This window comes from Acidimicrobiia bacterium, assembly GCA_040880805.1.
Lineage (GTDB): Bacteria > Actinomycetota > Acidimicrobiia > IMCC26256 > DASPTH01 > DASPTH01.
This window is the reverse complement of sequence record JBBDHW010000039.1, coordinates 43,445-57,569: the sequence shown is the minus strand read 5'-3', so window position 1 is coordinate 57,569 and position 14,125 is coordinate 43,445. Positions and strand designations below refer to the sequence as shown.

The following is a 14,125-nucleotide window of genomic DNA, read 5'->3' as shown; positions in this document are numbered from 1 at the left end:
GGCTACGGACTCGTGCCAAATGGCGAACGCGGGCGCGCTCGGCCGTGCGCACGAGTTCGAAGAGCACCGCGCGCGTCACCAAGACAGCCGCCCGGTCGACCACGCGCACGTCGTCCACCGCGACGCTCCTCGCGACCACGGTGGCGGTGTTGAACCTCGTCGGAGTCGTGATGGTGCTCTCGGCATCCTCGGTCGCGTCGCTCACCGACTACGGGTCACCCTGGTACTTCTTCCTCCGCCAGCTCCTGTGGACGTTCGTCGGGATCGTGGCGTTCGTGATCGCGATTCGCTTCGACTACCACGCGTTGCGTCGCTTCGTACGCCCATTGCTGATCATCAGCGGCGTGCTGCTCGTCGCAGTGCTGATACCCGGCATCGGGGTACATGTCGCCGGTTCGCGTCGGTGGGTCGGGGCCGACATGTTCCGGTTCCAGCCAACCGAGCTCGCCAAGCTCGCCCTGCTCCTCTACGCGGCCGACCTCGCGAGCCGGCGCGCGCGCGACATCGGCGACTGGCGGCGCGTCGTGAGGCCCGTCCTGGTGGTACTCGTCGGGTTCGGCTTCCTGGTGATGCGCGAGCCCGACCTCGGGTCCGCGCTCGTGCTGGCGTTGATCGTCGGCACTATTCTCGTGGCCGCAGGCACGCGTCCGAAGCACCTCGCGGCGATCGCGCTCGTCGGCGTCTGCACGGTCACGCTCCTCGTCATCGCCGAACCGTACCGGCGGGCCCGGCTGCTCACGTTCCTGCACCCGTTCGCCGACCAGTCCAACGCGGGGTATCAGATCTCGCAGTCGCTCATCGCGATCGGCAGCGGCGGACTCACCGGTGTCGGTCTCGGCGCCGGCCGTGCCAAGTGGAACTTCCTGCCGAACGCCCACACCGACTTTATCTTTGCGATCATCGGCGAGGAGCTCGGGCTGCTCGGCAGTCTGCTCGTGATCGCGCTGTTCATCGCCTTCGCGACCCTCGGCATCCGGGTCGCGCTACGCGCACCCGACCGGTTCGGCGCACTTCTCGCCGCCGGCATCACGATGGGGATCGTCGGGCAAGCGGTCATCAACATCGGCGCGGTTGTCGGGCTGCTCCCGATCACGGGTATCCCGCTGCCGTTCGTGTCGTTCGGTGGCACCGCGCTGGTCACCACCATGTTCTCGGCAGGGATCCTTGCGAATGTCGCGCGGCAGATCCGACCCGCCGTCCGCCCACGGTGAGCGCGACCTTCGCGATCATCACGGGAGGGGGTACCGGCGGTCACGTGTACCCGGCGCTCGCGCTTGCCGACGAGCTCGTCGCACGCGGTCATCCCCGAGAGTCGATCCGCTTCGTCGGCGCGCAGCGCGGTCTCGAGGTCACCGCGGTACCCGGAGCGGGATACGCAATCGACGTGCTCCCAGGGAGGGGGCTCGATCGTGCGCGCACGCTCGACGCGCTCCGGCGCAACTTTCGCACCACGTGGGACACTCTCGTCGCCTTCGTCCACGCGGGGGGAATCGTGCGACGGACCCGGCCGGCGGTCGTGGTGGGGGTCGGCGGCTACGCGTCGCTCCCGGCCTTGGTCGCCGGGCGGCTGCACCGAATACCCGCGGTTGTCCACGAAGCCGATGCGCACCCAGGGCTGGCCAACCGCGTCGCGGTTCGTCTCGGGGCGCGGCCCGCGGTCTCGCTTCCTGGAACGCCGCTGCGCGGTGCGGTGGTCACCGGCAACCCGATCCGGCCCGAAATCGTCCGCGTGCAGCGGGCGCCGGTGGCGCCGCCCGTGGTCGCGGTCGTCGGGGGGAGCCTCGGTGCGCAACGGATCAACCTGGCCACGCTCGCGCTGTACGACCTCTGGCGCATGCGGAACGACGTCGTGATCCACCACGTCACGGGCGCCCGCGGCTACGAAGAGTGTCGGGAACGGCTCACACGGTTGCGCGCGCGCGGCGACACGCTCGACTACCGGCTCATCCGCTACGAGGACCACATGGAGATGCTGTACGCGAACGCAACGGTCCTCGTCTGCCGCTCCGGTGGCATGACCGCCGAGCTCGCGGCCGTGGGTATGCCGTCGATCCTGGTACCGCTGCCGGGCGCGCCGGGGGACCACCAGACGCGCAACGCCGAGGTGTTCGCAAGGGCGGGTGCAGGGGTGATGGTTCCCGACTCGGAGCTCGACGGCGCGCGCCTCCGTTCAGAGCTCGAGGCAATGCTCGCCGACCCGCCGCGATTGCGCGCGATGGGCGAGGCTGCGCGAGCGCTCGGCCGCACTGACGCCACCGCGCGCTTCGCCGATCTGGTCGAGGAGGTGGCTCGTGGCCGCTGAGCACGACCTCGACCTCCGCGTACCGCGCACCGTGCACATCGTGGGCCTCGGCGGCAGCATCATGAGCGCGTTCGCGGCCGTGCTCGTGCGCATGGGGCACCAGGTCAGCGGCTCCGACCTGCGCGACTCGCGAACGCTCGAGCGCTTGCGTGCACTCGGCGTCGACGCGCGCGTCGGTCACGATGCCGCCAACGTTTCCGACGACGTCGATGCCGTCATCGCGTCCACCGCGATCGCGCCGTCGAATCCGGAGGTTCGGCGCGCAAACGAGCTCGGTGTGCCCGTCTTCAGCCGCGCCGACACGCAACGTGCGATCGCGGCGATGCGACGCACGGTCGCGGTCGCGGGGAGCCACGGCAAGACCACGACTTCCTCGATGCTCGCGCTGATCCTGCGCGAAGCCGACTGGCACCCGAGCTTCCTCATCGGCGGCGAGCTCAACGAGGTCGGCACGAACGCGTCGTGGGACGACGGCGAGTGGCTCGTCGCCGAGGCCGACGAGAGCGACGGGACGTTCCTCGAGTTCGCATCTGAGGCCGCGATCGTGACCAACGTCGAACCCGATCACCTCACGCATTGGGGCGACTTCCCCACGCTCGTCGCCGGGTTCGAGCACTTCCTCGACAAGGTCCCGGGGCCGCGGGTCGTGTCCGCCGACGATACCGTCGCCGCCGGCCTTGCGAGCCAACGGCGAGGTGAGGTCGTCACGTTCGGGTTCGCCGACGACGCCGACTACCAGATCCGCGACTACGCGGGGAATCGCAGCGGCTCGCAGTTCGTGCTCGCGCGGCGCGAACAACCGCTCGGTGTCGTCGAGCTCCCGGTGCCGGGCCGCCACAACGCGAAGAACGCCGCGGCCGCGGCCGCGATGGCGACGGAGATCGGTGTGCCCTTCGAGGCGGTGAGGGGGGCGTTGGGAGGCTTCGGCGGAGTGGCGCGCCGGTTCGAGTTCCGCGGGGAACGCGACGGCGTCACGTTCGTCGACGACTACGCGCACATTCCCGGCGAGGTCGCGCACATGATCGACGCGGCGCGCGAAGGCAACTGGGAGCACGTGATCGTCGTGTTCCAGCCGCATCGCTACACGCGGACCGCGGCATTGTGGCGCGACTTCGGCGATGCGTTTGTCGGTGCCGATACGGTCGTGCTCACCGACGTCTACGGGTTCAACGAGACCCCGCAACCCGGGGTGTCGGGCCGGCTGATCCTCCACGCGGTACTCGACGCGCATCCCGACCAGCCTGTGGTCTATCTTCCCCGGCGGTCCGACCTCGTCGAGCACGTCCCGAAGCTCGCCCGATCGGGCGACGTCGTGCTGACGCTCGGTGCCGGCGATCTCACGACCGTGCCCGACGAGTGGCTGAGCCCCGACTGATGAGCCCCGACTGATGAGCCCCGGGGGATGAGCAAGGTGACCACGAGCGAGGTGATCGCGCACGAGCTGAAGCGCGCGCTGCCGGGCGCAGTGGAGCGTGACGCGCCACTCGCCGCGCTCACCACCTATCACCTCGGCGGACCGGTGGCGGTCCTCGTTCGGGCCGGATCACTCGACGCGCTGGCGGCGGTCGCGCAGGTCGTGCGCGAGCACGCGCCCCCGCTGCTCCTGGTGGGGCGAGGATCGAACCTGCTCGTGGCCGACCGCGGGTTCGACGGGCTCGCGGTCGTGCTGGTCGGCACCTTCGAGGACGTCGACCTGCACGCGGGTGGAGGGGACGCCGCGCCCGACATCGTGAGCGCCGGTGGGGCAGTTCCGCTCCCCGTGCTCGCTCGGCGCACCGCAGCCGCGGGGCGGGGAGGCCTCGAGTTCTTCGTGGGCATCCCCGGCAGCGTCGGTGGCGCGGTGCGCATGAACGCGGGCGGTCACGGTCGCGACACCGCCGACGTGCTGGTACGCGCCCGGGTGGTCGACCTCGCCCGCGCGGGCGAAGGCGCGGGCCAGGAGGTGGTCCGGACCGCTCCCGAGCTCGACCTCGGTTACCGCCGTTCCGCCCTCGGCCCCGTCGAGGTCGTCACCGGGGCCGACTTCCACGTCGAGGCGGCTTCCGCCACCGACTGCGAGGCGACCATCGCGGAGATCGTGCGCTGGCGGCGCGAGCACCAGCCGGGTGGGGCCAACGCGGGCTCGGTGTTCCGGAACCCGCCGGGGGATTCCGCCGGCCGCATCATCGACGAGGCCGGGCTCAAAGGGCTGCGCGTGGGTGGTGCCGTGGTCTCGCCCAAGCACGCCAATTTCTTCCAGGCCGAGCCCGGCGCGAGCGCCGACGACGTGCACCGCCTGGTGCAAGAGGTGCGACGGCGGGTGCACGCGTCGACGGGCGTGATGCTCGAGACCGAGCTGCGGATGGTCGGCTTCGAGGACGCGCTGTGAGCACCCGGCCCGTCGATCCGCGGGTGCGCGAGCGGTGGATCGCCGCCAGGCGCGCCGAGGGTCGCCACCGGCTTCGGATCGTTCTCAGTGTCGCCGGCGCCCTGGTCGTCCTCGGCGCCGCGTATGCAGTCGTCGCCTCCCCGCTGTTCGACGTGGACCGCGTCGGGGTGAAGGGGACCGTCCGTACCACCGCCGCGCAGGTGCAGACCGCGGCCGGTGTTCACCGTGGCGACGCGATGGTGTGGATCGACGGTGGCGCAGCCGCGCAGCGGATCGCTGCACTCCCGTGGATTCGCGACGCGCGGGTCGAGCGCGAGTGGCCGGGGACGGTGACGGTCGTCGTTACCGAGCGCAGCCCGGCCGGGTGGGTCGACACCGGGAGCAGTCCCGTGCTCGTCGACGGCACGGGCCGTGTGCTGGAGCGTGTGAGCGAACCACCGACGGGTCTGCCGCAGATCGTCTCCCCGAAGCGCGTCCCGCCGGTCGGCGCGACCATCACTCCGGCCGTCGGCGCCGAGGTCGCGGGCAGGCTCGGGGTACTCGCACGGGCGGGTACGCGCACGGTGATGCTCACGCCGGGCGGCGTGGTGCTCGGCCTCGTGTCGGGCCCAGAGATTCGGCTGGGGGAGCCCACGCACGTGAACACGAAGATCCGATCTGCGATCGCGGTGCTCACCGCGCTCGACGGCCAGACGGTCGGGTACATCGACGTCACCGTCCCGTCGAACCCGGTCGCGGGTCCGCCAGTCTGATCGGCTCGGTTCGATCGTCGCGTGGAGTCGTTGATACGCGTGAGGTAGTTGACCCTCGAATGTGGCAGGAGTAAAGTCTGAACCATCACCACAGCTTGACATAACTCTCAACCTTGACCTGAGGGTGAGAGTTAATGGGTTGCGGTGCCGGTTTCCGTTGTGGTGCCGGGTATCGAGCGCTTTGGAGAGAACGACATGTTGGGCGAGCCGCAGAACTATCTCGCGCTGATCAAGGTGGTGGGTGTCGGCGGAGGCGGTTGCAATGCCGTCAACCGGATGATCGACGCCGGTCTCAAGGGTGTCGAGTTCATCGGCGTGAACACCGACGCACAGTCGCTCCTCGGGAGCGACGCCGACGTGAAGCTCGACATCGGGCGTGAGATCACCCGCGGGCTGGGCGCAGGGTCCGATCCGGAGATCGGCCGCCAGGCCGCCGAGGACCACCGCGACGAGATCGAAGAGGTGCTGAAGGGCGCCGACATGGTGTTCATCACCCTCGGCGAGGGTGGCGGGACGGGAACCGGCGGCGGCCCGGTGGTGGCCGAGATGGCGAAGGCCGCCGGCGCGCTCACCATCGGCATCTGCACGCGCCCCTTCGGGTTCGAGGGGCGCCGGCGGGCGGTCCAGGCCGAGAACGGCATCCAGAAGATGCGCGAGAAGGTCGACACGCTCATCGTCATCCCGAACGACCGGCTCCTCACCGTGTCCGACGAGAAGACCTCGATCCTCAACGCGTTCAAGACGTGTGACGAGGTGCTCCTCCAGGGTGTGCAGGGCATCACCGACCTGATCAACACGCCGGGCCTCATCAACGTCGACTTCGCCGACGTCCGCATGGTCATGAGCAACGCGGGCAGTGCGCTCATGGGCATCGGATACGCGTCCGGTGAGGGGCGTGCGGTCAACGCAGCCCGGGCCGCGATCTCGAGCCCGATGCTCGAGGCGAGCGTCGAGGGGGCACGTGGGATGCTCCTCAACGTGTCGGGTCCTTCCGACCTCGGCCTGTTCGAGGTGAACGAGGCCGCCGAGATCGTCGCCAAGGCCGCGCACGCCGACGCGAACATCATCTTCGGTGCTGTCATCGACGACGGCCTCGGCGACGAGGTGCGGATCACCGTGATCGCAGCCGGCTTCGACCGCTACGACGGCGAGCGCCGTCCCACGCGGCTCGCGTCGCTCGGCCTCGACGACGACCTCGATCTCGACGACGACGGGATCGACTTCTCGGTCGGGGCGAGCATCGACACCGACGAAGCCGACGACGACTTCGACGTGCCCGAATTCCTCCGCTAAAGCGAGCGAGCATCCCGACTCGGGGTCTGCCGCAGCGACGAGCGAGTAGTCAGGAGCGCCGATTGATCGTCCGGACCCTCGGCACCGCGATGGTGGTCTTCACCGACCGCCACGGTGGCGTGTCCCGCGGTCCCTATGAGTCGGCGAACCTCGCTTACCACGTGGGCGACGAGCCCGACGCGGTCGCCGAGAACCGCGCCCTCGCTGCCGCCCGCGCCGGGATGGGTCGTCCCGACCAGTGGGCATGCGTCCACCAGGTCCACGGCAATGGCGTCGTGCGTTTCGACGCGCCGCCCGGTTCGGGCACCGAGCCGGCTTTCCGTTCGGGCACCGAGCCGGCTTTCCGTTCGGGCACCGAGCCGGCTTTCCGTTCGGGCACCGAGCCGGACGCCGATGCTTCGGTCACGACGGCCATCGGGCTGCCGCTCGTGATCCTCACCGCCGACTGCGCCCCGCTGGCGATCGTCGGCGACGGCGCGGTCGCGGCCGTCCACGTCGGTTGGGCGGGCTTGGAGGCCGGAGTGGTGGAGCGGGCCGCCAACGCAGTGCGTGCGGTCGCGCCGGGTCCGCTGCGCGCCGTGCTCGGTCCGTGTATCCATCCGGGGCGCTACGAGTTCGGCCCCGGGCTGCTCGAGCGCCTCGTCACGCGATTCGGCGTCGAGATCGCCGCGCTCACCGAGGCGGACAGGCCCGCGCTCGACATCCCGGCCGCGGTGCGCATCGCGCTGCGCAACGCCGGCGTCGACGCGCTCGACGACGTCGGCGTCTGCACCGCGAGCTCGCCCGACTACTTCTCGTACCGCCGTGACGGCGACACCGGCCGTCAGGCGATGCTCGTGGTGCGCGAGCGATGAACGTCGAAGAGGCCGTGGCGGCAGTGCGCGCGCGGATCGATGCTGCCGCGGCGCGCGCGGGTCGCGATCCGGCGGAGGTCACGCTCGTCGCCGCGACCAAGACCGTCGATCCCGAGCGCGTGCGCGCGGTGGTGGCGGCCGGAGTCGCCGACCTCGGTGAGAACCGCGCACAGGAGCTGCTCGAGAAAGCGCCGGTCGTCGACGGTGCGCGCTGGCACTTCGTCGGGGCGCTCCAGCGCAACAAAGTGCGCGCGCTCGCACCTTGGGTCGTCTGCTGGCATTCGGTCGACCGCGACGCGCTCGGCGCGGAGATCGCGCGCCGCGCACCGGGAGCACGGGTGCTTGTCGAGGTGAACCTCGCCGAGGAGAGCCAGAAGCACGGGTGCGCGCCCGCGCAGGCCCCGGCGCTCGTCGACGTGCTCTGCGGGCAGGGTCTTGCCGTCGACGGGCTCATGGCGCTGCCGCCCGCCGGGGACGATCCGCGCCGATGGTTCGCGGCGTTGCGCGAGCTCGCGACCCGGCTCGATCTGCGTGAACTGTCGATGGGAATGAGCGACGATTTCGAGGTCGCGGTGGAGGAAGGTGCAACGATGGTGCGGGTCGGACGGGCGCTCTTCGGTGATCGTCCCCTCCCTGCATCCCCGGAACGGCGACGGTAGGCTCCCCTGGCGAGGAGGCAACAGCGCATGGCTTCGATGTGGCGGCGGGCGATGGTCTACCTGGGGCTCCAGGACGACGACGAGCTCGACTACGGCGGGGACTACGAGCCCTACGGCGACTATGCGGACGTCGCGCGCGACTCGCGGGCCCCCCAAGCCGGCGCCGACGACTCCGACAACGGCGACGACGCGGGCCGCCGACCGGCGGGCTCCGACCGATCTGCTCGTAGCGACTCAGGCACGGTCCGGGCAACCCGCGACTACGGCCCCGAGCTCCCCCCCGTCACACCCCGCCCGTCGGTGGTCCGCACGATCGGACCCACCACCGCGGCGCGCGTGCACGTCATCGAGCCTTCCGGCTTCAGCAATGCTCCCGAAGTGGGCGACCGCCTCAAAGCCAACCAGCCCGTGATCCTCAACCTGCAGGGGCTGCCGAAGGAGCTTCAGCGTCGGCTGATCGATTTCTCGAGCGGGCTCGCCTACGCGGTCGGCGGCAAGATGGCCCGGGTCAACGATCAGGTCTTCTTGCTCACCCCCACCGACGTCGAGGTGTCCCAGGAGGAGAAGGAGCGGCTGCAGGCGCGTGGCCTGTACCAAGCCTGACCGTGCGCGATGTCATCGCGTGGATCCTCACCGTCTACCTGATCATCCTGGCCGCTCGCGCCGTGCTCTCGTGGTTCCCGGTCCAGCAGGGCACGTTCCTCGCATCGCTCAATTCGCTGCTGCTGGACCTCACCGAGCCGGTCTTACGACCCGTTCGGCGGATCATCCCGGCCGCCGGGATGCTCGACACGTCGTTCATCGTCGTGTTCTTCGTGCTCGTCATCGCGCGGTCCGCGGTCGCGGCGGGTTGAGACTTGCCCCGATTGCGCGCTCACGCGGCGGACCGTAGCTACCATGGTTCGCATGGACGTCACCCCACAGGAGCTCCGCGGGAGCGAGATCAAGGAAGCGTGGCGCGGCTTCAATCGTGACGAGGTCGACGATCTCCTCGAGCGCGCGGCCGCGACGATCGAGAACCTCACGCGCCAGGTGCAAGAGTTCGAGAGCCGCGCCCCCAGCGATTCCGACGCGCTGCCGACGAACCGTGACGACGCGGAGATGCTGCAGCGCACCCTGTTGCTCGCGCAGCGCGCGGCCGATGATGCCGTCAACGAGGCCCAGACGCATGCCCGCCAGCTGATCGAGGAGTCGGAGGCGCGTGCCCAGGCACTCGTGGGCGAAGCCGAAGCCACTGCGCGCCGTATCGCGGAGGGTGAGCGGCGTCGACTCGAGGACGAGATCCAGGACCTCGCGAGGCGCCGCGACCAGCTCGAGACCGACGCCGATGCGCTCGAGCTGTACGCAGCGGGCTACCGAGACCGCTTGCGCGCTGCGATCGAGTCCGACCTCGAGCGACTCGGACGCGACACCATCGAAGCGCCCTCGCCGCGTCCGAAGCTCCACGACGTCGAGCCCCCGACCGAACGCGTCGAGCGCGCGCCCGAACCCGAGCGCGACTCGGCCGTGTGGGAAGTCGAACGCACACCGGGTCCCGAACGCGAACCCGTGCCTGAGCGCACGCCCAAGCCGCGCGTCGCGCCGGCGTCGGTGATCGAGGCGAGACCGAGCGAGACCGAGTGGCCGCCACCCGCCGACGCCGCGCCGTCGAGCGCCTCGGTCATGGCACCCGCGCGCGGAGGGGCGTCGGCAGCTGCGGCGCAGGCACCTGGCGCCCAGGCATCGGCGTCGTGGCTCTCCGACGTCGAGCCCACGTCCGAGCCGCCGGTGGACGCGGCCGCCCCGTGGGAGCACGCCACCGCGGAGCACCAGCCGTACGCGGCCGACACCCCGATCGAGGCCACCGCCGTCGAGGCCGACGACGACCTCGACGACGACGCGTTCTTCGCGTCGCTGCGCGAGGCGGTGCGCGACGACGCGCCGCTCGGGCCCCGCGAGGAGCAGAGCCCGTTCTTCGACGACGAACCGGTCGACGAGCGGCGCAGCCACTTCCGCCGGCGCCGCTAGCCGGCTCCGTGCCTGAACGGTAATGAGGTCTAGGCCCGCCTGATCTCGAGCTCGACGGCGAGTCCGTCGATGACCGCGTGAGCGGGGCCGGCAATCGCGGTGCCCTCGACCTCGAGCTCTACGGCCAGTGTCTCACTCGCGATCCAGTCACGGTGACGGTGAGCGGCCGCCTCGACACGGCCACTGGCGGTGGCCCGCACCCGGATACGGTCGGCGATGTCGAAGTCGAGCTCCTTGCGACGATCGTTGATCAAGCGGATGAGGTCGCGTGCGATGCCCTCCGCCCTCAGCTCGTCGTCGACCGCGGTGTCGAGTGCCACCGCGTACCCCGCGTCTTGGGCAAGCACGAACTCCTCGTGCGACCGGGCTCGCACCTCGACGTCGTCGCGGGTGAGTGTGACGCGGGTGCCGTCGCTGAGCTCGAGCTCGTAGGCACCCTGCTCATCGAGCGCGCGTTGCACCGTTGCACCGTCGGCGGCGCCGAGCGCGTCCTTCACGAGCGGCATGCGCTTGCCGACCTTCGGCCCGAGCGCCCGGAAGTTGGGGAGTACCACGTAGTCGAGTAGTCGTTCGAGGCTGGTGACGCGTTCCAACGCCTTCACGTTCAGCGCGTCGGCGATCTCGTGCGCGACCGCCTCGGAGAATGCGCGGCCGCCGGGCACGAGCACGAGCGCACGACGCAGTGGTTGCCGTACCTTCAGCTTCGATTCGTTGCGCGCCGACAAACCGAGCGACACGACCGCGCGCGCGCGCGCCATCTCGTCCTCGAGGTCGAGGTCGCGTGCGACGAGATCGGCGTCGGGCCAGTCGGCGAGATGCACGGACTCCTCGGCACGCGACAGGTTGCCGTACAGGGCGTCGGCAAAGAATGGGCAGTACGGCGCGAGGAGCAGACTCACGGTGAGCAGGCACTCGTGCAGCGTGCAGTGCGCGGCCGCGTCGGCGTTGCCGTCGGCGTTCCAGAACCGGGGCCTTGAGCGGCGCACATACCAGTTCGAGAGGTCGTCGACGAAACCGTCGAGCGCCTGCGCGGCGCGCAACGCGTCGAATCCTTCGAGCGAATCGGTGACGGCCTCGACAGTTGCGGCCAGCCGCGACCGGATCCACCGGTCGAGCACGTGCGAACTGGGGGCTCGAGCGTCGGGCTCCCATCCGTCGAGGTTGGCATAGGTCACGAAGAACTTGTAGGTCTCCCAGAGCGTGACGAGGAAGCGCCGCGTCGATTCGTCGATGCCCTCGGGGAAGACGCGCCGCGGCGTCCACGGCGAGCCCGACGAGAGCATGTTCCAACGCAGCGCGTCGGCGCCGCGTGACTCGATCACGCTCCAGGGATCGAGGATGTTGCCCTTCGACTTCGACATCTTCTGCCCGTCCTGGTCGATGACCAGCGCGTGGCATACGACGTTGCGGTAGGGCGTGCGCCCGAACACGAGCGTGTTCACCGCGAGGAGCGAGTAGAACCAGCCGCGCGTCTGGTCGATCCCCTCCCAGATGAAGTCGGCGGGGAAGTGGCGCTCGAACTGATCCTTGTTCTCGAACGGGTAGTGGAACTGCGCGGCGGGCATCGAGCCCGAGTCGAACCACGCGTCGAGCACCGACTCGACGCGCCATGCACGCCCGTGACAGGAGGGACACGAGATCACGATGTCGTCGACGTCGGGGCGGTGCAGGTCGAGGTCGGCGAGATCGCGACGCGCGAGGTTCGCGAGTTCGGCGACGGAGCCGACGCACGTGTCGGTGCCGCACCCGTCGCAACGCCAGATCGGGAGCGGTGTACCCCAGAATCGGTCGCGCGAGAGCGCCCAGTCGACGTTGTTCTCGAGCCAGTCGCCGAAGCGTCCGTGCTTGATGTGGTCGGGATGCCAGCCGATCGTCTCGTTCTCGCGGAGCAGCTCGTGCTTGTGCGCGGACGTGCGCGCGAACCAGGTGGGTTTCGCCCAGTAGATGAGCGGCGTGTCGCAGCGCCAGCAGTGCGGGTAGGAGTGCGCGGAGTCGACCACCTTGAACAAACGACCTGCTCGGGCGAGCTCGTCGATGAGCGCGGGGTCGGCGTCTTTCACGAACTGCCCGCGATAGGGCGTGTCGACGAACGTCGCGGCGGGCCCGACCGGATTGAGCGTCGGGAGGCCTTCGCGCTCGGCGACCTCGCGGTCGATCTCGCCGAAGGCGGGGGCGAGGTGCACGATCCCGGAACCGTCGTCGACGGTGACGAACTCGTCGGCCACCACCCGCGCCGCGTCGTCGGTGCCGAGCGGCAGGTACTGGAACGGTCGCTCGTAGCGGAGCCCCACGAGGTCGTCGACCGCCACGGGCCCGACGACGTCGGCGTCGTCACCGAGCACATCTGCGACGCGCGCGGCTCCGAGGACCAGGTCGCGGCTGCCCGCTTCGCGGCGTACCCGGACGTACTCGACGTCGGGACCGACCGCGGCGGCGACGTTCGAGATGAGGGTCCACGGTGTGGTGGTCCACACGAGGAGATCGAAGTCGCGACCGACCACCGGGAAGCGGACGTAGACGGAGGGTTCGGTGACGTCCTGGTACGCGCCGGGCTGGCCGAGCTCGTGACTCGAGAGCGCGGTACCGCAGCGACCGCAGTACGGCACGACCTTGTGGCCCTCGTAGATGTCGCCGTTGTCCCACATCTGTCGGAACAGCCACCACACGCTCTCGATGTACTCGTTGCTGAGCGTCCAGTAGGCGTCTTTCGTGTCGAGCCACATACCGATGCGCGTCGTGAGCGCCGACCAGTCCTCGACGTAGCGCTGCACGGATTCACGGCATCGTTGGTTGAAGCGTGCAATCCCGAAGTCCTCGATCTGGTGCTTGTCCGTGAAGCCGAGCTCCTTCTCGATCTCGACCTCGACCGGTAACCCGTGGCAGTCCCATCCCGCCTTGCGCGCCACGTGACGCCCGCGCATCGTGTGGAAGCGCGGGTAGAAGTCCTTGAAGATGCGGCCCCACACGTGGTGGATACCGGGACGTCCGTTGGCGGTGGGCGGGCCCTCGTAGAACACCCACTCGGGTGCGCCCTCGCGGCGGCGGAGGCTCTCCGCGAACACGTCGCCCTCGCGCCACCGGTCGAGCACCGCTCCCTCGAGGGTGACGGGATCGAAAGCGGGAACGGGATCGAACGGCACCCGTGTACTTTACGGGCACGCCCCGAACCCGAAGGCAGCAAATGGCCCGCTGGAACGGTTGTTACGACATCGAGCGCGATGCGGTCGTGCTCCACGTGCACGTGCAGCCGAGCGCGGGCCGCACCACAGTGGTCGGGCGCCACGGCGACGCCGTGAAGCTGCGCGTCGCCGCACCACCGGTCGAGAACCGCGCCAACACGGCGGTGGCCGAGCTGCTCGCTGAACTCTTCGGGATCAAGGCTTCCGCCGTCGAGCTCGTGTCCGGCGGGAAGTCACGCGTGAAGCGGTTCCGCCTCCGCGGCGTCGACGTCGAGACCCTGGACGCCCGCCTCGACACTGCCGTCGACGACACCGGCGGCCCGCGCGCGGCGCGCCACTCGTAGCTTCCCGAGGCGTCCCGACCGCTCCTCACACGGTCTCCCGACAGTGTCCAGCTGCACGCGCGCCCGGCACTACAATCCGGCGCTCGCTCCCCGAGGAATGTCATGACAAAGGCCGAATCGAAGCCCAAGAAGGCGCCGGCAAAGAAGGCGCCGGCAAAGAAGGTGCCCGCAAAGAAGGTGCCCGCAAAGAAGGTGCCCGCAAAGAAGGTGCCCGCAAAGAAGGTGCCCGCAAAGCTGGCGGCCAAGCAGCTCGCGTCCAGGTCGGCGAAGCGCGCGCCGGCGAAGGCACCGTCCGGGAAGAAAGCTCCTCCCGCCAAGAAGGCAGCCAAGGTCGCGAAGAAGGTCGCCAAGGCCGTCAAGAAGGTCG

Annotated in this window: 14 protein-coding genes; 13 read left to right on the top strand and 1 reads right to left on the bottom strand. The window is 69.9% G+C overall.

Features of this window, described 5'->3' with window-relative positions:
* Positions 1 to 44: 44 nt before the first annotated feature.
* The 11 genes from ftsW (at position 45) to WD271_10175 (ending at position 10,235) form a co-directional block, all read left to right on the top strand.
* Complete coding sequence (gene ftsW / locus WD271_10225) at positions 45 to 1,211, top strand: putative lipid II flippase FtsW (GenBank protein ID MEX1008204.1); 1,167 nt, start codon at positions 45 to 47, stop codon at positions 1,209 to 1,211.
* On the top strand, positions 1,208 to 2,302 hold the full coding sequence (locus WD271_10220; protein ID MEX1008203.1) for a UDP-N-acetylglucosamine--N-acetylmuramyl-(pentapeptide) pyrophosphoryl-undecaprenol N-acetylglucosamine transferase: 1,095 nt from the start codon (positions 1,208 to 1,210) through the stop codon (positions 2,300 to 2,302). Before ftsW ends, WD271_10220 begins: the two co-directional genes overlap by 4 nt.
* Positions 2,292 to 3,677 (top strand): UDP-N-acetylmuramate--L-alanine ligase, encoded by a 1,386-nt coding sequence (gene murC / locus WD271_10215; GenBank protein ID MEX1008202.1) that lies wholly within the window; start codon positions 2,292 to 2,294, stop codon positions 3,675 to 3,677. Before WD271_10220 ends, murC begins: the two co-directional genes overlap by 11 nt.
* 27 nt (positions 3,678 to 3,704) lie before the next feature.
* Positions 3,705 to 4,670: a UDP-N-acetylmuramate dehydrogenase gene (gene murB / locus WD271_10210; GenBank protein MEX1008201.1), complete on the top strand. Its 966-nt coding sequence runs from the start codon at positions 3,705 to 3,707 to the stop codon at positions 4,668 to 4,670.
* On the top strand, positions 4,667 to 5,422 hold the full coding sequence (locus WD271_10205) for an FtsQ-type POTRA domain-containing protein (protein MEX1008200.1): 756 nt from the start codon (positions 4,667 to 4,669) through the stop codon (positions 5,420 to 5,422). The genes murB and WD271_10205 overlap by 4 nt, the downstream gene beginning before the upstream one ends.
* A gap of 198 nt (positions 5,423 to 5,620) precedes the next feature.
* Positions 5,621 to 6,715, top strand: a complete 1,095-nt coding sequence (gene ftsZ, locus WD271_10200) for a cell division protein FtsZ (protein ID MEX1008199.1) — start codon at positions 5,621 to 5,623, stop codon at positions 6,713 to 6,715.
* A gap of 62 nt (positions 6,716 to 6,777) precedes the next feature.
* A complete protein-coding gene (locus WD271_10195) occupies positions 6,778 to 7,569 on the top strand; it encodes a polyphenol oxidase family protein (GenBank protein ID MEX1008198.1) in 792 nt (263 codons plus the stop codon).
* Positions 7,566 to 8,228 (top strand): YggS family pyridoxal phosphate-dependent enzyme, encoded by a 663-nt coding sequence (locus tag WD271_10190; GenBank protein MEX1008197.1) that lies wholly within the window; start codon positions 7,566 to 7,568, stop codon positions 8,226 to 8,228. Before WD271_10195 ends, WD271_10190 begins: the two co-directional genes overlap by 4 nt.
* Positions 8,229 to 8,255: 27 nt before the next feature.
* Positions 8,256 to 8,831, top strand: a complete 576-nt coding sequence (locus WD271_10185) for a cell division protein SepF (GenBank protein ID MEX1008196.1) — start codon at positions 8,256 to 8,258, stop codon at positions 8,829 to 8,831.
* A gap of 2 nt (positions 8,832 to 8,833) precedes the next feature.
* Positions 8,834 to 9,082, top strand: coding sequence for a YggT family protein (locus WD271_10180; protein MEX1008195.1), 249 nt, complete (start codon positions 8,834 to 8,836; stop codon positions 9,080 to 9,082).
* Positions 9,083 to 9,134: 52 nt separating this feature from the next.
* A complete protein-coding gene (locus tag WD271_10175) occupies positions 9,135 to 10,235 on the top strand; it encodes a DivIVA domain-containing protein (protein ID MEX1008194.1) in 1,101 nt (366 codons plus the stop codon).
* A 29-nt stretch (positions 10,236 to 10,264) separates the two neighbouring features.
* On the opposite strand, the gene ileS is transcribed toward WD271_10175, so the two are convergent.
* A complete protein-coding gene (gene ileS / locus WD271_10170) occupies positions 10,265 to 13,375 on the bottom strand; it encodes an isoleucine--tRNA ligase (protein ID MEX1008193.1) in 3,111 nt (1,036 codons plus the stop codon).
* 41 nt (positions 13,376 to 13,416) lie between these two features.
* Here ileS and WD271_10165 point away from each other — a divergent pair, with 41 nt between their 5' ends.
* Positions 13,417 to 13,758, top strand: coding sequence for a DUF167 domain-containing protein (locus tag WD271_10165; protein ID MEX1008192.1), 342 nt, complete (start codon positions 13,417 to 13,419; stop codon positions 13,756 to 13,758).
* A gap of 102 nt (positions 13,759 to 13,860) precedes the next feature.
* On the top strand, positions 13,861 to 14,125 hold a 265-nt coding region (locus WD271_10160), incomplete at its 3' end, for a hypothetical protein (protein MEX1008191.1).

Coding starts and splice junctions, on each gene's coding strand:
- murB (MEX1008201.1), top strand. CDS start 3,705: ATGAGCAAGGTGACCACGAGCGAGGTGATCGCGCACGAGCTGAAGCGC.
- WD271_10190 (MEX1008197.1), top strand. CDS start 7,566: ATGAACGTCGAAGAGGCCGTGGCGGCAGTGCGCGCGCGGATCGATGCT.
- WD271_10185 (MEX1008196.1), top strand. CDS start 8,256: ATGGCTTCGATGTGGCGGCGGGCGATGGTCTACCTGGGGCTCCAGGAC.
- WD271_10175 (MEX1008194.1), top strand. CDS start 9,135: ATGGACGTCACCCCACAGGAGCTCCGCGGGAGCGAGATCAAGGAAGCG.
- WD271_10165 (MEX1008192.1), top strand. CDS start 13,417: ATGGCCCGCTGGAACGGTTGTTACGACATCGAGCGCGATGCGGTCGTG.